This is a genomic window from Streptomyces sp. SID5643, from assembly GCF_009872555.1.
Classification (GTDB): Bacteria; Actinomycetota; Actinomycetes; order Streptomycetales; family Streptomycetaceae; genus Streptomyces; species Streptomyces iakyrus.
This window is the reverse complement of the sequence record NZ_WWIC01000084.1, coordinates 35,435-54,627: the sequence shown is the minus strand read 5'-3', so window position 1 is coordinate 54,627 and position 19,193 is coordinate 35,435. Positions and strand designations below refer to the sequence as shown.

17 protein-coding genes are annotated in these 19,193 nt (G+C 68.2%); 7 read left to right on the top strand and 10 right to left on the bottom strand.

What is annotated here, in order from left to right:
- Window positions 1–5: 5 nt before the first annotated feature.
- Complete coding sequence (locus GTY56_RS10285) at window positions 6–1,451, bottom strand: CCA tRNA nucleotidyltransferase (protein WP_161364668.1); 1,446 nt, start codon at window positions 1,449–1,451, stop codon at window positions 6–8.
- A 266-nt stretch (window positions 1,452–1,717) separates the two neighbouring features.
- On the opposite strand from GTY56_RS10285, the gene GTY56_RS10280 reads away from it, so the two are divergent.
- From GTY56_RS10280 to trxA, 7 genes are all read left to right on the top strand, one after another.
- Complete coding sequence (locus tag GTY56_RS10280) at window positions 1,718–4,123, top strand: DUF6049 family protein (RefSeq protein WP_161364666.1); 2,406 nt, start codon at window positions 1,718–1,720, stop codon at window positions 4,121–4,123.
- Window positions 4,124–4,166: 43 nt separating this feature from the next.
- Entirely contained in the window at window positions 4,167–6,461 is a 2,295-nt protein-coding gene (gene murJ, locus GTY56_RS10275; protein ID WP_161364664.1) for a murein biosynthesis integral membrane protein MurJ, read from the top strand.
- Between the two features lie 140 nt (window positions 6,462–6,601).
- Window positions 6,602–8,314 (top strand): protein kinase family protein, encoded by a 1,713-nt coding sequence (locus GTY56_RS10270; protein ID WP_161364663.1) that lies wholly within the window; start codon window positions 6,602–6,604, stop codon window positions 8,312–8,314.
- Window positions 8,315–8,976: 662 nt separating this feature from the next.
- A complete protein-coding gene (gene sigM / locus GTY56_RS10265) occupies window positions 8,977–9,705 on the top strand; it encodes an RNA polymerase sigma factor SigM (protein ID WP_161364661.1) in 729 nt (242 codons plus the stop codon).
- Window positions 9,702–10,652 (top strand): RsmA family anti-sigma factor, encoded by a 951-nt coding sequence (locus GTY56_RS10260; RefSeq protein ID WP_161364659.1) that lies wholly within the window; start codon window positions 9,702–9,704, stop codon window positions 10,650–10,652. The genes sigM and GTY56_RS10260 overlap by 4 nt, the downstream gene beginning before the upstream one ends.
- Window positions 10,653–10,828: 176 nt before the next feature.
- Window positions 10,829–11,797, top strand: coding sequence for a thioredoxin-disulfide reductase (gene trxB / locus GTY56_RS10255; RefSeq protein WP_161364658.1), 969 nt, complete (start codon window positions 10,829–10,831; stop codon window positions 11,795–11,797).
- Window positions 11,798–11,840: 43 nt separating this feature from the next.
- On the top strand, window positions 11,841–12,173 hold the full coding sequence (trxA, locus tag GTY56_RS10250; RefSeq protein ID WP_161364656.1) for a thioredoxin: 333 nt from the start codon (window positions 11,841–11,843) through the stop codon (window positions 12,171–12,173).
- A gap of 88 nt (window positions 12,174–12,261) precedes the next feature.
- Here the strand turns inward: trxA and GTY56_RS10245 are convergent, their stop codons facing one another.
- The 9 genes from GTY56_RS10245 to rpmH all read right to left on the bottom strand — a co-directional run bounded on the left by GTY56_RS10245 (window position 12,262) and on the right by rpmH (window position 19,192).
- Window positions 12,262–12,879 (bottom strand): GNAT family N-acetyltransferase, encoded by a 618-nt coding sequence (locus GTY56_RS10245; RefSeq protein ID WP_107456485.1) that lies wholly within the window; start codon window positions 12,877–12,879, stop codon window positions 12,262–12,264.
- A 324-nt stretch (window positions 12,880–13,203) separates the two neighbouring features.
- The gene (locus GTY56_RS10240) at window positions 13,204–14,295 is read right to left on the bottom strand and encodes a ParB/RepB/Spo0J family partition protein (protein ID WP_161364655.1); all 1,092 of its coding nucleotides are present in this window, start codon (window positions 14,293–14,295) and stop codon (window positions 13,204–13,206) included.
- On the bottom strand, window positions 14,292–15,368 hold the full coding sequence (locus tag GTY56_RS10235) for a ParA family protein (RefSeq protein ID WP_104779124.1): 1,077 nt from the start codon (window positions 15,366–15,368) through the stop codon (window positions 14,292–14,294). Before GTY56_RS10235 ends, GTY56_RS10240 begins: the two co-directional genes overlap by 4 nt.
- A gap of 265 nt (window positions 15,369–15,633) precedes the next feature.
- Window positions 15,634–16,350: a 16S rRNA (guanine(527)-N(7))-methyltransferase RsmG gene (gene rsmG, locus GTY56_RS10230; RefSeq protein WP_161364653.1), complete on the bottom strand. Its 717-nt coding sequence runs from the start codon at window positions 16,348–16,350 to the stop codon at window positions 15,634–15,636.
- A 125-nt stretch (window positions 16,351–16,475) separates the two neighbouring features.
- Complete coding sequence (locus GTY56_RS10225; RefSeq protein ID WP_033309900.1) at window positions 16,476–16,988, bottom strand: Jag family protein; 513 nt, start codon at window positions 16,986–16,988, stop codon at window positions 16,476–16,478.
- A gap of 15 nt (window positions 16,989–17,003) precedes the next feature.
- The gene (yidC, locus tag GTY56_RS10220; protein WP_161364650.1) at window positions 17,004–18,287 is read right to left on the bottom strand and encodes a membrane protein insertase YidC; all 1,284 of its coding nucleotides are present in this window, start codon (window positions 18,285–18,287) and stop codon (window positions 17,004–17,006) included.
- A 3-nt stretch (window positions 18,288–18,290) separates the two neighbouring features.
- Window positions 18,291–18,665 carry a membrane protein insertion efficiency factor YidD gene (gene yidD / locus GTY56_RS10215; protein WP_161364648.1) on the bottom strand — a complete coding sequence of 125 codons (375 nt, stop codon included), beginning with the start codon at window positions 18,663–18,665 and terminating at the stop codon, window positions 18,291–18,293.
- Entirely contained in the window at window positions 18,662–19,033 is a 372-nt protein-coding gene (gene rnpA / locus GTY56_RS10210; RefSeq protein WP_078625383.1) for a ribonuclease P protein component, read from the bottom strand. Before rnpA ends, yidD begins: the two co-directional genes overlap by 4 nt.
- 21 nt (window positions 19,034–19,054) lie before the next feature.
- A complete protein-coding gene (gene rpmH, locus GTY56_RS10205; protein WP_003956500.1) occupies window positions 19,055–19,192 on the bottom strand; it encodes a 50S ribosomal protein L34 in 138 nt (45 codons plus the stop codon).
- Window position 19,193: the final 1 nt, after the last annotated feature.

Genomic DNA, 19,193 nt, shown 5'->3' with positions numbered 1-19,193 from the left:
CTGGCTCAGCTCTCCTGTCCGGCCCACCACTCCTTGAGCGCGGCCACCGCAGCGTCCTGCTCCATCGGCCCGTTCTCCAGGCGCAGCTCCAGCATGTGTTGGTAGGCACGGCCGATGACCGGGCCGGGACCGACACCGAGGATCTCCATGATCTGGTTGCCGTCGAGGTCCGGGCGAATCGAGTCCAGTTCCTCCTGCTCCTCCAGCTTGGCGATCCGCTCCTCCAGCCCGTCGTACGCACGCGACAGAGCAGCCGCCTTGCGCTTGTTGCGGGTGGTGCAGTCCGAGCGGGTCAGCTTGTGGAGGCGGTCGAGGAGCGGGCCGGCGTCACGGACGTACCGCCGGACCGCCGAGTCCGTCCACTCGCCCGTGCCATAGCCGTGGAAGCGCAGGTGGAGTTCGACCAGACGTGAGACATCCTTCACCAGCTCGTTGGAGTACTTCAGAGCCGTCATGCGCTTCTTGGTCATCTTCGCCCCGACCACCTCGTGGTGATGGAACGAGACCCGGCCGTCCTTCTCGAACCGGCGCGTGCGCGGCTTGCCGATGTCGTGCAGCAGGGCGGCCAGGCGGAGCGTGAGGTCGGGACCGTTCTCCTCCAGCGCCATCGCCTGCTCCAGGACGATCAACGAGTGGTCGTAGACGTCCTTGTGACGGTGGTGCTCGTCGCGCTCTAGGCGCAGAGCCGGCAGCTCGGGCACCACGCGTTCGGCCAGGCCCGTCTCGACGAGCAGGGTCAGCCCCTTGCGCGGCTGCTGGGAGAGGATCAGCTTGTTCAGCTCGTCCCGCACCCGCTCGGCCGAGACGATCTCGATACGCCCGGCCATCTCCGTCATCGCCGTGATGACCTCGGGGGCGACCTCGAAGTCGAGCTGAGCCGCGAAGCGCGCCGCCCTCATCATCCGCAGCGGGTCGTCGGAGAACGATTCCTCCGGAGTGCCGGGGGTGCGCAGCACGCGGGCCGCGAGGTCCTCGAGCCCGCCGTGCGGGTCGACGAACTCCTTCTCCGGCAGCGCCACCGCCATGGCGTTCACCGTGAAGTCCCGGCGGACGAGATCCTCCTCGATGGAGTCGCCATACGACACCTCGGGCTTGCGTGAGGTGCGGTCGTAGGCCTCCGAGCGGTAGGTGGTCACCTCGATCTGGTAGCCGCCCTTGTGGGCACCCACCGTGCCGAAGGCGATCCCTACCTCCCAGACGGAGTCCGCCCACGGACGCACGATCTTGAGGACGTCCTCGGGACGGGCATCCGTCGTGAAGTCCAGGTCATTGCCGAGCCGCCCCAGCAGCGCGTCCCGTACCGAGCCGCCGACAAGGGCAAGTGAGAACCCGGCCTCCTGGAAGCGGCGGGCGAGGTCATCGGCGACAGGAGCGACCCGCAGCAGTTCACTCACAGCACGGTGCTGCACCTGACTCAGGGCACTGGACGTTTCTTCGTTGGCGTTCGGCACAACAGAAGAGGGTACGTGGCCGGGCCGACCCGGGCTCCTCCTATTCCGCATGCACAAGCATGGGGACACGTCCGTTATAGGCTCACAAGCCAAGCTCCAGGACCGTAACCAAACCTTCCCCTCCATAGCGCCGCATACCGGTCACCACGGCCGGCGGCCCGCGATCTTGTGGAGCGGACCGCGGCACTTCCCCTCAGCGCGCATCGTTACCATGCGTGGACGCACATTCCGACGACCACTGACGACGACGAGGGACGGACGAGCGCGTGGCCGAGGCGGCAGACTTCCAGGGGACCAGTGCCTCACCTGCCCGCCGCTGGCTGCGGCGCACCGGGGCTCTGCTCGCCGGTGCGCCCCTGCTGGCCGGACTCCTCCAGTTGCCCGCCGCGACGCCGGTGGCCGCGGCCGGACAGGAGGCCCCGCAGGTTGCCTCCCGCGCGGGCTCGGTTTCGGTCGCGGTCGACTCGCTCAGCCCCAGCGCCCCCTCCGAGGGGGACACGGTCACCGTGTCGGGCACGGTGACCAACAACGGGAAGCAGACGGTCACCGGCGCCCACGTCGACCTGCGGGTGGGGCCCCCCCTCGAAACCCGCTCGGCGATCGACACCCTCGCCAAGAAGAGCGACGACCTCCAGGGGCCCTCCGGCGAGAAGGTCGGCGGCAAGTACACCGAGAAGTTCCCCGCGCTCACCCCCGGCGTCGCGGAACCGTTCAGCATCTCGGTGCCGGCCGACAAGCTCGACCTCGGAGACGACGGCGTCTACCAGCTGGCCGTCGCGCTCTCCGGGAAGACCTCCGCGCAGCCCTGGGAGCAGGTTCTCGGCATCCAGCGCACGTTCCTGCCGTGGCAGCCGGAGGAGGCGGGCACCAAGACCAAGACCACCTTCCTGTGGCCGCTGATCTCCAGCGCCCACATGGCGGCCGAGACGGGGTCGAACGAGCAGCAGACGCCGGTCTTCCGTGACGACGAACTCGCCGAGGAGATCGCCCCCGGCGGGCGTCTCGACCAGATGGTGTCGCTGGGCAAGGGCCTCGATGCCACGTGGGTGGTCGACCCGGACCTGCTGGCATCGGTCGACGCGATGACGAAGAGCTACGGGGTTCGCGGTGCGGACGGCACCACCACCCCCGGCAGGAACCAGGAGATCGCCAAGAACTGGCTCGCCGAGCTCCAGCAGGCGGTCGGGGACAAGGAGGTCGTCGCCCTGCCGTTCGGCGACCCGGACCTGGCCTCCCTCGCCCACAACGGCACCAGGGTCACCGGCTCCCTGAGCCATCTCAAGGCGGCCACCGACGTCGTCGACGACACGGTGGAGACGATCCTCCACGTGAAACCGTCCACGGACTTCGCGTGGCCCGTGGACGGCGCCGTCGACCCGTCGATCGTGAAGGTCGCGACCTCCGCGGGCGCCGACAAGGTGATCGCCCGCAGCGACAGCCTCCAGGACAACCTGTCGTACACGCCCTCCGCGGCCCGGCCCATCGGCGGGGGCATCACGGCGGTCGTTACGGACGCCAGGCTGTCCACAGTGTTCCAGGGCGACCTGACGAAGGCCTCCGCCTCCACGCTCGCCGTGCAGAGATTCCTCGCCCAGAGCCTCACGCTCGGCCTGCAGACCGGCAAGCAGCGCAGCGTCGTCGTCGCTCCGCAGCGCATGCCGTCCGTCAGCCAGGCCCAGACCATGGCCGAGGCTCTGGCGGCTCTCCAGGGCGGAAACTGGTCGGAGTCACAGGACCTCTCCGCCGCCGCCAAGGCCAAGCCGGACCCGGCCGCCGAGACGAAGGTGCCGCCGGCCTCCACGTACCCCCGCCCATTGCGCGACCAGGAGCTGCCGCAGGCCGCGTTCGAGCAGATCGCGACCACGCAGGGCAAGCTCGACAAGTTCAAGGTGATCCTGACCCGGCAGTCCCGGGTCGTGACTCCCTTCGGACGCGCCATGAACCGCGAGATGTCCACGTCGTGGCGCGGCAAGGACGCGGCGGCGCTGGCGTACCGCAACGGCATCGAGTGGTACCTGGACGGGCTCATCGACAGCGTCAAGCTGATCGAGAAGTCGGAGACCAAGCTCTCCGGCCGCAGTGCCATGATCCCCGTGACCGTCCAGAACAACCTCGTCCAAGGCGTCGAGCGCCTGAAGCTGCGGCTCACGTCGCAGAACCCCACGCGACTCAAGATCGGCGGAGACGCCTACGAGGAGCAGCCCGTCACCGTCAACGGCGGCCACGCCCAGTCGGTGAAGTTCACCACGTCGGCCAACGCCAACGGACAGGCGAAGGTCGTCGCCCAGCTGTACACGGAGGACGGCCAGAGGTACGGCGCCCCGGTCACCTTCGACGTCAGGGTGACCGAGGTCACACCCACGGTGATGCTGGTCATCGGCGGTGGCGTCCTGCTCCTGGTCCTCGCGGGCTTCCGGATGTACACGCAGCGCAAGCGCGCCGCCGCCCTCGAGGCCGCCGAAGACGACACGGCCGAGGCCGGTGACGAGACCGACGGCCCGCAGAGCCTGGTCGACGACCCGCAGAACCCGGAGACCTCCGGCGCACGTCTTGAGCAGGAGACGGAGGCGGGATCCCGGTCGGACGGCCCGGAGCAGCCGAGTGACCCGGCCCCGGACACCGCAGCGGAAAGCGCCGACCCTTCCGGCACGGGTGAGAGAGTGGACCGTTGAGAAGTCGTGGCCGGTGGGCCCGGGACGATGAGGTGGGGTAACCATGAACGCGCCGTACGACGGTGACCGCGGCCGTGCCGCGGGCAGCCCGGGCCACCCCGATGCGGGCGGGCCCGAGGGTTCACCGCCCGAGCACGGCCAGGTGCCGCCGCAGCCGCCCGCGGACATGTACCTCCAGGACGCCTACGGCCAGGACCCCTACCGGGCTCAGGACCTCTCCGCCCAGGACCCCGTCGGCGAGGCGCTGTACGACCGCGCCGCGCACCCGCCGCCCGCTCCCGGCTCGTACCAGCCGCAGCAGCAGATGTACGGCCGGCCGCCGCAGTCGCCGTACGCGCCCGACCCACAGGTGTGGGCGCAGACTCCCGCACCGGAGCCGGAGGGCCCCACGCGGCACCTGCCGTACGGCGACGACCCCCGCACCACCCAGTTCGTGGGAGTGGACGACCTCGTCTCCCAGGCGGGTGAGCCGCGCCAGGAGCCGGACGCGTTCGCGCATCTCTTCCGGGACCAGCAGCAGAGCAGCGGCCACCCGTCGTACGACACGCCGTCGGTGCCGGGCCCGTCCCCGGCTCCGGGGCAGGCGGCACAGGGCCCGTACGCACCGCAGGACCAGTACGCGGCGCCCGGCCGGGCCGCGGTGACACCGCCCCTCGTGGACGAGGCGCAGGCTCCCGAGCCCGCCCCCTCGTCCGCCCCCAAGAAGGGCGGCCGCGCCGCGGGCCTGATGAAGTCCAGCGCCGTGATGGCGGCGGGCACCATGGTCTCCCGCCTCACCGGCTTCATCCGCTCGGCGCTGATCGTGTCCGCTCTGGGCGTGGGTCTCCTCGGTGACACCTTCCAGGTCGCCTACCAGCTGCCGACGATGATCTACATCCTCACCGTCGGCGGTGGTCTCAACTCCGTCTTCGTTCCGCAGCTCGTGCGCGCCATGAAGGAGGACGACGACGGCGGCGAGGCCTACGCCAACCGCCTGCTCACCCTGGTCATCGTGACGCTCGGCGCCCTCACCGCTCTCTCGGTCCTCGGCGCGCCGCTCCTGATCCGCGTACTGTCCGACCCGGTGGCCAGCGACCCGGCCGCGAACCAGGTAGCCGTCACCTTCGCCCAGTACTTCCTGCCCACGATCTTCTTCATGGGCGTCCACGTGGTGATGGGCCAGATCCTCAACGCCCGCGGCAAGTTCGGCGCGATGATGTGGACCCCGGTCCTGAACAACATCGTCATCATCGTGACGCTGGGCATGTTCATCTACGTCTACGGCACCGCGGCCGACTCCGGGATGAAGGCCACGACCATCCCGCCGGAGGGCCAGCGCCTGCTGGGCATCGGCGTCCTGCTCGGCCTCGTGGTCCAGGCTCTGGCGATGATCCCCTACCTGCGCGAGACCGGTTTCCGGCTGCGGCTGCGCTTCGACTGGAAGGGCCAGGGCCTCGGCAAGGCCGTCACGCTGGCCAAGTGGACGGTCCTGTTCGTCCTCGCCAACCAGGCGGGCGCCATGATCGTCATCCAGCTGTCCACCGCCGCGGGCAAGGCCTCGCCTGTCGACGGCACCGGCTTCGCCGCCTACGCCAACGCGCAGCTGATCTGGGGCCTGCCGCAAGCCATCATCACGGTCTCCCTCATGGCCGCCCTGCTGCCGCGCCTGTCCCGCTCGGCGGCCGAGGGCGACGGGGGCGCCGTCCGCGACGACATCTCCCAGGGCCTGCGCACCACGGCGGTCGCGATCGTGCCGATCGCATTCGGGTTCCTCTCCCTCGGCATCCCGATGTGCACGCTGATGTTCGGCTCATCCGGCACCAGCGAGGCCACCAACATGGGCTTCATGCTGATGGCGTTCGGACTCGGCCTGATCCCGTACTCGGTGCAGTACGTGGTCCTGCGTGCCTTCTACGCCTACGAGGACACCCGAACTCCCTTCTACAACACGGTCATCGTGGCCGCGGTCAACGCGGGCGCATCGGCGATCTGCTACTTCGTCATCCCGTCCCGCTGGGCCGTGGTCGGTATGGCCGCCTCGTACGGCCTGGCCTACGCGATCGGCGTCGGCGTCGCCTGGCGCCGGCTGCGCAAGCGCCTCGGCGGGGACCTCGACGGCGCCCGCGTCCTGCGGACTTACGCCCGGCTGTGCATCGCGTCGGTCCCGGCCGCCCTGCTCAGCGGCGCGGCCTGCTACGGCATCGGACATGCGCTCGGCCAGGGCCCCGCGGGCTCGCTCGCCGCGGTCCTTGCGGGCGGCGCCGTGCTGCTCGGGATCTTCTTCGTCGCCGCCCGCCGCATGCGCATCGAGGAACTCAACTCGCTGGTCGGCATGGTCCGCGGACGCCTGGGACGCTGAGTCGGGGGGTAGGCGCACAACCATCGTCAGCCACCGCGTGTCGTGCATAGCGGCGGACTGTGGGCACAATTGGTTTCGGCTTCGGGCGGCGCGCAATGGATGCCGGCCGGCGCGCAATGGATGGGGAGGCAGGAACGACGGTGGCGGAACGGAGTACGGCTGCCGTCGACGTGGCAGACAACAGCGACGACACGTCGCTGACCGCACAGGCGGACCAGTCCACGGCCGACGGGGTGGCCAAGAACCGGGAGCGGGACACGGACAGCGACGAGGTACAGGAGAGCACCCGGACCGACGGTGCCGGAGCGACCTCGCCGCCCGAACTGCACAGTGGTCACAAACTGGCCAGACGCTACCGCCTCGAGGAGTGCGTCACCCGTCTGGACGGCTTCAGCAGTTGGCGTGCCGTGGACGAGAAGCTCCGCCGCGCCGTCGGCGTGCACATCCTGCCCGCCGACCACTCGCGAGCCCGCTCCGTCCTGGCGGCCGCCCGCTCCTCCGCCCTTCTGGGTGACCCTCGCTTCGTCCAGGTGCTGGACGCGGTGGAGGAGAACGATGTCGTCTACGTCGTCCACGAGTGGCTTCCCGACGCGACGGAACTGACCACGCTCCTCGCCTCCGGCCCCCTGGAGCCCTACGACGCGTACCAGATGGTCAGTCAGGTCTCCTCCGCCATGGCCGCAGCCCATCGTGAGGGCCTCGCCCATCTGCGGCTGAACCCCAACGCCGTACTGCGCGCCTCGACCGGTCAGTGGCGCATCCGCGGCCTCGCCGTGAACGCCGCCCTGAGGGGCGTCGCGTCCGACACCCCGCAGCGCACCGACACCGAGGCCATCGGCGCCCTGCTGTACGCGGCGCTCACGCAGCGCTGGCCCTACGAGAGCGACGCCTACGGCCTGTCGGGCCTGCCGAAGGACATCGGCCTGATCGCGCCCGACCAGGTGCGGGCCGGCGTGCACCGTGGTCTGTCCGAGCTCTCCATGCGCGCGCTCGCCAACGACGGTGCCACCGCCTCCCGGCACGAGTCGCCGTGCACCACGCCGGAGGAATTGGTCAAGGCGATCGGTGAGATGCCCCGCATCCGCCCGCCGGAGCCGGCGTTCACCGCCCCGCCCGAGTACCAGCGCACGACGTACCAGCAGGGCACCTACGGCCGTCAGGGCCCGCACCCCGGCGTCACCCAGCCCATCACGTCTCCGCCGCCCCCGCTCCAGAGCCGCACGGGCAAGGCCCTGAAGTGGGCCGTCTCCGCACTCCTGATCGCCGCACTGGGCCTCGGGAGCTGGCAGCTCGCGGACGCCCTGATGGACCAGGGCGGCAAGAACGAGGACCCGGGCCGGACGCAGACGAACGACGGGGACGGCGGCAACAAGCCGGTCGCACCGCTGAAGCAGATCCCGATCGACAGCGTGCGGGAGTTCACCCCGGGCGGTTCCGGCATACAAGAGGACGAGGTCCAGCTCGCCGTCGACGGCCAGGCGGACACCGCGTGGATCACGCCGGAGTACCGGGGGTACCCCAACTTCGGGAATCTGCCGCAGCGCAAGGACGGCAGCGGGCTGATCCTGGACCTCGGCAAGGTTACAGACGTGTCCCGTCTCGACATTTCCATGTACCGAAGCGGGCAGACAGCACAGGTTCTCGCTACCGATGCCGATATCACCGATCCGTCGTCTCTGAGCGATTTCCCCCAGGAACTCACCGAATTGTCGACTGTGGGTTCCGGCCTCAAGGTCACACTGAAGAAGCCGGTCAAGACGCGTTACGTCCTCATCCACATCACGAAACTTCCGGCCGACGGCTCAGCGGACCGCTTCCGAGGCGGTATCTCAGAAATTCAAGTGCGCGGCTGAGAGCGCTCCAGCTGCACCGAAAGCGCGTCCGGTTCGAAGTTCAAGCTCCGAACCGGACGCAATGATCAGCCGCAGTGACCCCAGTCGGAATTGTCACCTGTAGTACCCACCTGGCCGAGGAAGCGCACGCACGCCCCATTGGCATACAGGCTCACCGGGCCGGCGTGATAGGGGTAGTACCCGGAGTCCGTCTTCTTGGTCCCCCCGAGCACCTCAAGCTGAGCTATCATCCGCAACTTGACTCCAGGGGTCCGTGATGTGGTGATCACGCAGTTGGTGCCATTGCTGTAGTAGAGATCCACTCACCCTGTGTCAAAGGAAAGCCGGTCAATTCGACTCCCCGGACACGTGGTCGCAGCCTGAGCCGTTCCGGATCCCGCAAAAATTACCGCTCCCGCGATGGTCGACACGACCGTCCCCATAGCAGCAGCTCGACGCCTACTCAACTTCTTCACCGGCTTCTCCTGTTGCCTGTTGTGCGCCAAAGAACATGGCGCATCAATTATGTGACCAGCAGAGATTTCATGATCATAATCAGGTCAAGGGGAGGTGCTGTGGATGTCACAGCGTTCCGGGACCCGCCTCGGGTTCACTGAGGCGCGTTTACATCCCACCGGCCCACAGGATTCAATGGACCACTCAGAGCGGAACGGGGAGGGGACGTGCAGGTAGAGCACCAGAACAGCTCACCGGCGACCGATGCCCAACTGATCCGCCTTCATGTGGAAGGCGACCCGGAAGCCTTCGCCGAGTTGGTACGCCGTCATCGTGACCGCCTCTGGGCTGTCGCCCTGCGTACCCTGGGCGACCGCGAGGAAGCCGCCGACGCCGTCCAGGACGCGCTGGTCTCCGCCTACCGGGCCGCCCACACCTTCCGAGGCCAGTCGGCCGTCACAACCTGGCTGCACCGGATCACGGTGAACGCGTGCCTGGACCGCGCCCGCAAGGCGGCCTCGCGGAAGACCTCTCCCGTCGACGACACCGAGCGCCTGGAGCAGTTGCTGGAGCCACACGAGTCGGCCTCGGTACCAGCCGAGCGCAACGATCTCCACCGGCAGCTCATCGAAGCCCTGGGAACCCTGCCGACCGACCAGCGTGCCGCGCTCGTCCTGGTGGACATGCAGGGCTACCCGGTCGCGGAGGCAGCCCGCATCCTCGACGTGCCCACCGGCACGGTGAAGAGCAGATGTGCGCGAGGAAGAGCCAGGCTCCTGCCGCTGCTCACCCATCTGCGGCAGGACGGCAACGGTGAGGGCAAGAACCCGGGCGGAGAACGGAACCGGACGCAGGGCCCGGCCGTCCCACCGGCAGCGGACCCGTCCCGAGCGGGATCCCCGGACACAGGACCGAGCGGCTCAGCTGCAGTGAAGGGCGGAGGTGGACGAGCGTGACGTCGACGACAGACATGGCCGGGCACCCGGACGTCGTGGAGATCTCCGACCTCGCCGAGGGACTCCTCCCACCCTCCCGGATCTCCGACCTGCGCCGCCACCTGGACGAGTGCGAGCTCTGCGCGGATGTGTACGCCTCCCTGGAGGAGATCCGCGGGCTGCTCGGGACGCTGCCGGGACCGCCGCGGATGCCTGCCGATGTCGCGGGCCGCATCGATGCCGCTCTCGCCGCCGAGGCCCTGCTGAACGCCGGCGGTCCGGGGGCCGAGGAGATCCCGGAGCCGGAGCGTGTTCCCGGTTCTGGCGCTGCCGGTGCCCCGTCCGGAGACGACAGCGGTGCGCATGTTTCACGTGAAACATCGACACCTACTGACCGGCCCGCCGACCGACCCGCCGGCCGCCCCCGGTCCTCGACCACTGGGCCTGGCCGCAAGGACCGCACGCGCATCGGGCGTCGCAGGGGCGCCGTCCTGGGGACCGTCTTCACGGTGGCCGCCCTGGGACTGGGCTCCGTCCTGCTGTCATCGCTCGGGGACAACAAGCCGCCCCATGACACGGCGGGCGAACGGCAGACCACCGCCGCGGACACGTTCTCCGAAGGCAAGCTGCAGAAGCAGGTCACCGATCTCCTGTCCGAGAACAAGACCAAAGGCGGCGGTTCCCGCACCCCCTTCGGCGCAGCGACAGCCCCTGGCACCAACGAGCACAGGGTCCTCAGGGAAACCGTGGTCCCCGGCTGCGTCCGCGAAGGCATCGGACGCGACGATGCGGCCCTGGCCACCGAGGACGGCACCTACCAAGGGAAGAAGGCCATGCTCGTGCTGCTTCCCGACGCCTCCGACGCCACTCGGGTCACCGCCTACATCGTCGACGCGACCTGCGTGGATCAAGCGGCCTCCGCTGCCGTCGGCAAGGTGCTCTTGCAGCGCACCTACCCGTCCGCCTGAGCAAGCGCTTCTTCTTCGCCCTGCGGGGCACGCGCCGGGCCACCGCGAGGAGCCGGTTCTCCGTGTGCCCGGACACAGCGGGAATGCGCGCCCCTTAGGATCCGTTGGGTGAGGTGAGAGCTCGCAGAGAATCTCCCACCGGCCGAAGACGCAGTCCAGAGACGAGGAATCAAGCCGTGAGCGACGTCCGTAACGTGATCATCATCGGCTCCGGGCCCGCCGGCTACACGGCGGCGCTCTACACCGCGCGCGCGTCGCTGAAGCCGCTGGTGTTCGAGGGGGCCGTCACCGCCGGTGGCGCGCTCATGAACACCACGGACGTCGAGAACTTCCCGGGCTTCCGGGACGGCATCATGGGTCCTGACCTCATGGACAACATGCGTGCCCAGGCGGAACGCTTCGGAGCCGAGCTCGTCCCGGACGACGTGGTGGCCGTGGACCTGAGCGGCGAGATCAAGACCGTCACGGACACGGCAGGCACCGTCCACCGGGCCAAGGCCGTCATCATCACCACCGGCTCGCAGCACCGCAAGCTGGGTCTGCCGAACGAGGACGCTCTCTCCGGCCGTGGCGTGTCGTGGTGCGCCACCTGTGACGGGTTCTTCTTCAAGGACCAGGACATCGCCGTGATCGGTGGTGGCGACACGGCGATGGAGGAGGCCACCTTCCTCTCTCGGTTCGCCAGGTCCGTGACCGTCGTCCACCGCCGTGACACCCTGCGCGCATCCAAGGCCATGCAGGAGCGCGCCTTCGCCGACCCGAAGATCAACTTCGTGTGGGACAGCGAGGTCGCCGAGATTCAGGGCGACCCGAAGCTCTCGGGTCTGAAGCTGCGCAACCTCAAGACCGGTGAGATCTCGGACCTGCCGGTGACCGGGCTGTTCATCGCCATCGGCCACGACCCGCGCACCGAGCTCTTCAAGGGTCAGCTCGACCTGGACGAAGAGGGCTACCTGAAGGTGGAAGCGCCGTCGACGCGCACGAACCTGACCGGCGTCTTCGGTGCCGGCGACGTGGTCGACCACACCTACCGTCAGGCGATCACCGCGGCCGGGACCGGCTGCTCCGCAGCTCTCGACGCCGAGCGTTACCTTGCCGCCCTGGCGGACGAGGAGCAGCCCGAGCCCGAGAAGACCTCTGTCTGACCTCTCCTACCCGCCCCACGCACCAACCAGTTAGGAGCCCTCCGTGGCCGGCACCCTGAAGAACGTGACCGACGACTCCTTCGAGCAGGACGTCCTGAAGAGTGACAAGCCTGTTCTGGTGGACTTCTGGGCCGCCTGGTGCGGCCCTTGCCGCCAGATCGCGCCGTCCCTCGAGGCCATCGCCTCCGAGTACGGCGACAAGATCGAGATCGTCAAGCTGAACATCGACGAGAACCCGGGTACGGCCGCCAAGTACGGCGTCATGTCCATCCCGACCCTGAACGTCTACCAGGGTGGCGAGGTCGCCAAGACCATCGTGGGCGCGAAGCCGAAGGCCGCGATCATTCGTGACCTCGAGGAGTTCATCGCCGAGTGAATCGGCTGAACCGCCGCACCGAAGGTGCATGTTTCACGTGAAACACGAATGGGCCAACCCTGCCGGGTTGGCCCATTCGTTTGGTTGCTCACAGCGGCCGCAGGGCCGGCTCCTTCTGCACGGCACCCAACAACCGGTCCAGCGCCATCTCGACGTCTTCCTTCCAGGAGAGCGTCGACCGCAGCTCCAGCCTCAGCCGGGGGTGGGCAGGGTGTTGGCGGACCGTCTTGAAACCGACCGCCAGAAGATGATCGGCGGGAAGCACGCACGCGGGTTCCTTCCAGCGCGCATCGCCGAAGGCCTCGATCGCCTTGAACCCGCGTCGCAGCAGATCCTTGGCGACCGTCTGCACCATCACCCGGCCCAGTCCCTGCCCTTGGTAGCCCGGCACGATGAACGCGGTGATCAGCTGCACCGCATCAGGCGAGACGGGACTCGTGGGAAACGCCGTGGAGCGGGGGACATAGGCAGGCGGGGCGTAGAGCACGAAGCCCACCGGCACGTCGTCGACATACACGACCCGCCCGCATGAACCCCAGTCCAACAGAACCGCCGAGATCCAGGCTTCCTTCTCCGGAGCCGCTGTGCCCGCCTTTACCGCGGCCTCACCGCTGACTGGGTCGAGCTCCCAGAAGACACACGAGCGACAACGCTTGGGCAGGTCCTGGAGGTTGTCCAGCGTGAGCGGTACGAGCCGGCGGCCCATGAAGGCTGATCCTCGCTTCCTTCGCCCGCCGCCGCATCGCGGGCGGCTGTCAGAACGCTCCGTTCCCTGAGGAGACTGCCGATGAACCCACCGACCGCCCCCAGCCCCAAACCGGTGCTCACCAGTCCGGTGCGGCTCATGGTTCGCATGGCCCCTGCCTCCCTCTCAGAGGTGCTGCCAAGTGGCTGTGCCGTACCCGAACGCATCGTATCGACGATGCGATTCCATCGATACCGCCAGAAAGGAAAGAGCGGGCCATGTTCCGGCACACACCGGACACAGCCCGCTCTGTCTCCCGCACAACAGATACTCCTTGCCGGAGGCTCAGGACTCGCTCTCTTCGGAGTCGCCCTCCAGAAGACCCTTCTGAAGGACCGGCCCTTCGCCAGGAGCGAGTGACCCGAGGATCCGCTCAAGATCCTCCATCGAAGCGAACTCGACGGTGATCTTGCCCTTCTTCTGCCCCAGGTCGACCTTCACTCGGGTCTCGAAACGGTCGGACAGCCGCGTGGCGAGATCCGTCAGCGCAGGAGAGACCCGGGCACCGGCACGCGGGCCCTTGGGCTTCTGAGCCTTCTGAGGCCGCGATCCCATCAGGGTCACGATCTCCTCCACGGCTCGGACCGAGAGGCCTTCCGCCACGATGCGGTGGGCGAGCCGGTCCTGCTCCTCCGAGTCCTCGACGGAGATCAGTGCCCGGGCGTGGCCCGCGGAGAGCACCCCGGCGGCGACCCGGCGCTGCACGGCCGGCGAGAGCTTCAGCAGACGCAAGGTGTTGGAGACCTGCGGCCGGGAACGGCCGATGCGGTCCGCCAGCTGGTCGTGCGTGCAGCTGAAGTCCCTCAGCAGCTGATCGTAAGCCGCTGCCTCTTCCAGGGGGTTCAGCTGGGCGCGGTGCAGGTTCTCCAGAAGGGCGTCCAGAAGGAGCTTCTCGTCCTCCGTGGCCCGCACGATCGCCGGGATCGCCTCCAGCCCCGCCTCACGACAGGCGCGCCACCGGCGCTCACCCATGATGAGCTCGTAGCGGGCAGGACCCACCTGCCGTACGACGACCGGCTGGAGGAGCCCCACTTCCTTGATGGAAGTGATGAGCTCGTGCAGCGCATCCTCGTCGAATACCTCACGCGGCTGGCGGGGGTTCGGCGTGATGGAGTCGAGCGGGATCTCGGCAAAATGCGCACCGATGGGCGCGGCGGGAACGGTCGGCTGCACCGGCTGCTCTGTTTCACGTGAAACAGCCGGCAGAGTCGCTACCTTCGCCGCGGCCACCCCACGATCATTCGGCAGGACAGGGACTGCCGCAGGGGATGTGGAAGCGGCGTTCCCCGCCGCAGCCTGAGCCACCGACTTCTCCGTCGGCGCAGCAGGGATCAGTGCGCCGAGACCACGGCCCAGCCCCCTTCGTCGCTCGCTCACTGAATGCCCTCCACCATGCTCGGGTCGTTCTGCTGTACGCCGATATGGGCGTGCGTCGCGTCATAGCTGATGCCGACGCCCTTCAGCGCGATCTCTCGTGCCGCCTCAAGGTAGGAGAGGGCACCACTCGATCCAGGATCGTAAGTCAGTACCGTCTGCCCATAACTCGGCGCCTCCGAGATACGGACGGAGCGGGGGATGCTCGTCCGCAGCACCTCGTCACCGAAGTGGGTGCGCACCTCTTCCGCGACCTGGGACGCGAGCCGCGTCCGGCCGTCGTACATGGTGAGCAGGATGGTCGACACATGCAGGGCGGGGTTGAGGTGCCCCCGCACCAAGTCGACGTTGCGCAGCAGCTGCCCGAGGCCTTCCAGCGCGTAGTACTCGCACTGGATGGGGATCAGAACTTCCTGGCCCGCCACCAGCGCGTTGACCGTCAGGAGACCAAGGGAAGGCGGGCAGTCGATGAGGATGTAGTCCAACGGCTGCTCGTAGGCCTGGATCGCACGCTGAAGCCTACTCTCCCGCGCCACCAGGGACACCAGCTCGATCTCCGCTCCGGCGAGATCGATCGTGGCGGGAGCGCAGAAGAGGCCCTCGACGTCGGGGACCGGCTGGACCACCTCGGAGAGCGGCCGGCTGTCTACCAACACGTCGTAGATGGAAGGGACTTCGGCGTGGTGGTCGATCCCCAGCGCCGTGGACGCATTGCCCTGTGGGTCGAGGTCGACCACTAGGACCCGACCACCATGCAGCGCGAGGGAAGCGGCAAGGTTGACGGTCGTCGTCGTCTTGCCCACACCGCCCTTCTGGTTGGCGACCACGATGATTCGGGTCTGCTCAGGCCGTGGCAGGCCCTCGCCGGCACGACCCAGAGCCTCGACCGCCAGTTGGGCAGCACGACCGATGGGAGTGTCGTCCATCGGAGGCGGTGTTTCACGTGAAACATCCGCCCCCATCGACTCGGTACGGGGACCGGGGACCGGATCGGTCATCGGTCCCGCGATGTTGGCGTCGGACCGCAAGGATTCACTCTCCTCGACTTCAGGCTCGCAATGAACAGAGCCTCCCATGTCTTCGGGGTCGTGAACCAGTGAGGCCTGTCGTTCTGTGGAGAAATCCACCTCTGTGGATACCTCAGGTCCCTCATCGAGTGAACCAAGAGGCTTGCGGTCGCGGGGTTCGGCCGCGGCGCGGCCACGACTGATGATGCCGTGCAGCAGTGAGCGACGTTTCACGTGAAACACGATGCACAGCAGCCGAGGCCGGACTGCCGCGACACTCCGGCTTGCATCGGTTTGGCAGCTTGTGTGGAGTACGTCTCGTCGTCAGGACGGATCAGCGTCGTCGGCGCGTCCGACCTGTGCGAGCCGCCTTGGCGCGCTTCGCGGCGAAGCGCACACCACCGGGGCTCTCCCCGACCTCGACCCGCACGACGGTGGACATCGGATCCACCACGCCCTCACCCACATGCAGGATGGAGGTCTCCACCGCCCCCAGCTTGCTGAGCGCGGTCGACGCGCTCTTCAGCTCCTCCTCCGCGGTGTCGCCCTTGAGCGCGAGCATCTCCCCGTACGGCCTCAGCAGCGGGACACCCCAGGTGGCGAGCCGGTCGAGCGGCGCCACGGCCCGGGCCGTCACGACATGGACCGGTTGGATCTTTCCCATCACCTCTTCGGCCCGGCCGCGCATGACGGTCACATGGTCGAGGCCGAGCAGCTCCACGACTTCGGTGAGGAAGTTGGTGCGCCGCAGCAGCGGCTCCAGGAGGGTGATCTTCAGGTCGGTGCGCACCAGCGCCAGCGGAATGCCGGGAAGACCGGCCCCGGAGCCGACATCGCACACCGTCACGCCGTCAGGCACGACCTCCGAGAGCACCGCGCAGTTCAGCAGGTGCCGCTCCCACAGGCGGGGCACCTCCCGCGGGCCGATGAGACCGCGCTTCACGCCCGCCTCAGCGAGCAGCTCGGCGTACCGCACCGCATCGGCGAAGCGATCACCGAACACCTCGCGCGCCTGCTCGGGCGCGGGGGGAAGCTCCGCTGCCTCCGTCACGGGGGACCGTCCTTCCGTACCGCGTCAGCGCACCCGGCGCCGACATCAGAACCACCAGAACTATCAGGCTGACAAAATTCGGCCCCGCCTGCGCAACAGACGGGGCCGGAGAACGTAGGGGCCGATCAGGCGGGCAGCACGACGACGAAGCGCTGCGGCTCCTCGCCCTCGGACTCGCTGCGCAGACCCGCGGCCTTGACCGCGTCGTGCACGACCTTGCGCTCGAAGGGCGTCATCGGCTTCAGCTTGACGGCCTCGCCGCTGCTCTTGGCTTCCGCTGCGGCCTTGGCGCCCAGCTCGGACAGCTCCGAGCGCTTCTGCGCCCGGTAGCCGGCGATGTCCAGCATCAGGCGGCTGCGGTCACCGGTCTCCCGGTGCACGGCCAGACGAGTGAGCTCCTGGAGCGCCTCCAGCACCTCGCCGTCACGGCCGACCAGCTTCTGCAGATCACGGCCGCCCGCGTCGCTGATGATCGAGACGGAGGCGCGGTCGGCCTCGACGTCCATGTCGATATCGCCGTCGAGGTCGGCGATGTCGAGCAGACCCTCCAGGTAGTCCGCCGCGATCTCGCCTTCCTGCTCCAGGCGAGTCAGGGTGTCTGCACCCTCGGCAGCGGCGGAGGTGGTGCCTTCCGTCACGGGATGGACTCCTTCTTACTTCTTGGACGGGGACTTGGGCCGCTGCGGACCCTTGCGCTGTCCGGACTGGGCCTTGCTGCGGGTACCGCCGGCGGGCTTCGCGCCGCCCTTCTTGGCAGCGGCGGCGGGCTGGGCGTCCTCGGGCTCGTCGGACTTGGTCAGCGACGTCTTCGGCTCGCTCTCACCAGCCGCCTTGGCGCCGGTGGCTCCGCCGTGCTGACGCTGCGACTTGCTCTGCCGCTTCGGCTGCTGGCGCTTCGGAGCACCGGTGGCGGTGATCGGCGTACCGTCCTCGGCCGCTGCCGCGGTGTCGCTCTTGATCACGGTGCCGTCGGCCTGGGCGGCGAGGCTGGCCTTGCTCAGGCCGTTGATGAACTTCCGCTCGAACTCGTTGCGGTCGCGCCCCTTGGCCACGATGGCCTTGACGACGGCCCGGTCGCGACGCTTGCCGACCTTGTTGTGCTGCGTGACGTACTTGGTCAGGCGCTCCAGGTACTCGGCCTGGGCCTTGGAGCCCGGGGTCGGGTTGTTGCGGATGACGTACATCTGCTGACCCATGGTCCACACGTTGGTGGTCAGCCAGTAGACCAGGACACCGACGGGGAAGTTGATGCCGAAGACGGCGAACATGACGGGGAAGACGTACATCAGCATCTTCTGCTGCTGCATGAACGGCGTCTTCACCGTGGTGTCGACGTTCTTCGTCATCAGCTGGCGCTGGGTGAAGAACTGCGACGCCGACATCAGGACGATCATGACGGCGGTGACCACGCGCACGTCGGTGAGCGAGGCACCGAGCGCTTCCACCTTCGACGAGCTGTCGGTGAACTTCACCGCCAGGGGCGCGCCGACGATGTGTGCCTTCTGGGCGCTCTGCAGCAGGTTCTCGTTGATCACACCGATGGTGTCGTTCGACGCGATGCTGTTGAGCACGTGGTACAGAGCGAAGAAGAACGGGGACTGCGCCAGGATGGGAAGGCACGAGGAGAGCGGGTTGGTGCCCGTCTCCTTGTACAGCTTCATCATCTCTTCGGACTGACGCTGCTTGTCGTTCTTGTAGCGCTCCTGGATCTTCTTCATCTCGGGCTGGAGCGTCTGCATCGCCCGAGTGGCCTTGATCTGCTTCACGAAGAGCGGGATCAGGCAGATGCGGATCAGGATCACCAGGGACACGATCGACAGGCCCCAGGCCCAGCCGGTGTCAGGGCCGAAGATGGCGCCGTACACCGTGTGGAACTGGACGATGACCCAGGAGACGGGTGTGGTGATGAAGCTGAAGAGGCTGGCAATCGTGTCCACTAATCATGCTCCTTGGGCATGGGACGGTGTCTCTGCGGCCGGGCTCGAAGGACTCGACGGACTTGTAGGAGAAGTCTGTCCCTCGGTGGCCGGTCCGGCGGCGGAGGGCCCGCCCTTGCGTGCACGCCACGCGTTACGCAGCATTTCGTGCCACCGCGGACGCTTGCGCGGCGGGACATGGTCCACACCGCCCAGCGACCACGGATTGCACCGCAGGATGCGCCATGCCGTGAGTGCCGTTCCCTTGACGGCACCATGCCGGTCGATGGCCGTGTAGCCGTAGTGGGAGCACGACGGGTAGTACTTGCAGACCGGCCCGAGCAGCGGACTGATCGTCCACTGGTAGAGCTTGATCAGAGCCAGCAGCGGGTACTTCATCGCGCGCCCCCTCCCAGCAACCGCTGGAGAGCGGCATCCAGGTCTCGGGCCAGCTGTGCATGGTCGGCGTCGCCCGATCCGGGCAGCGCTCGTACGACTACCAGGCTACCGGGGGGCAGCTGGGCGACTCGCTCGCGCATCAGGTGGCGAAGCCTGCGCTTCACCTTGTTGCGCACGACCGCACCACCCACTGCTTTGCTCACGACGAAACCCGCACGCGTCGGGGGAGCGCTCTCCCCAGGCGCATGCGGGTCCGTGGCACCGCTTCGAAGGTGGACGACGAGGTGCGGGCGTCCTGCCCGACGGCCTCGCCGTACCGCGGTCGCGAAGTCCTCGCGCCGCCTCAGCCGGTTCTCGGTGGGCAGCACGACGTCATGACCTGATCGGAATCAGGCGGACAGACGGGCGCGACCCTTGCTACGGCGGGACGCGAGAATCGCGCGGCCGGCACGGGTGCGCATACGCAGCCGGAAGCCGTGGGTCTTCGCGCGACGACGGTTGTTCGGCTGGAAGGTGCGCTTGCTCACT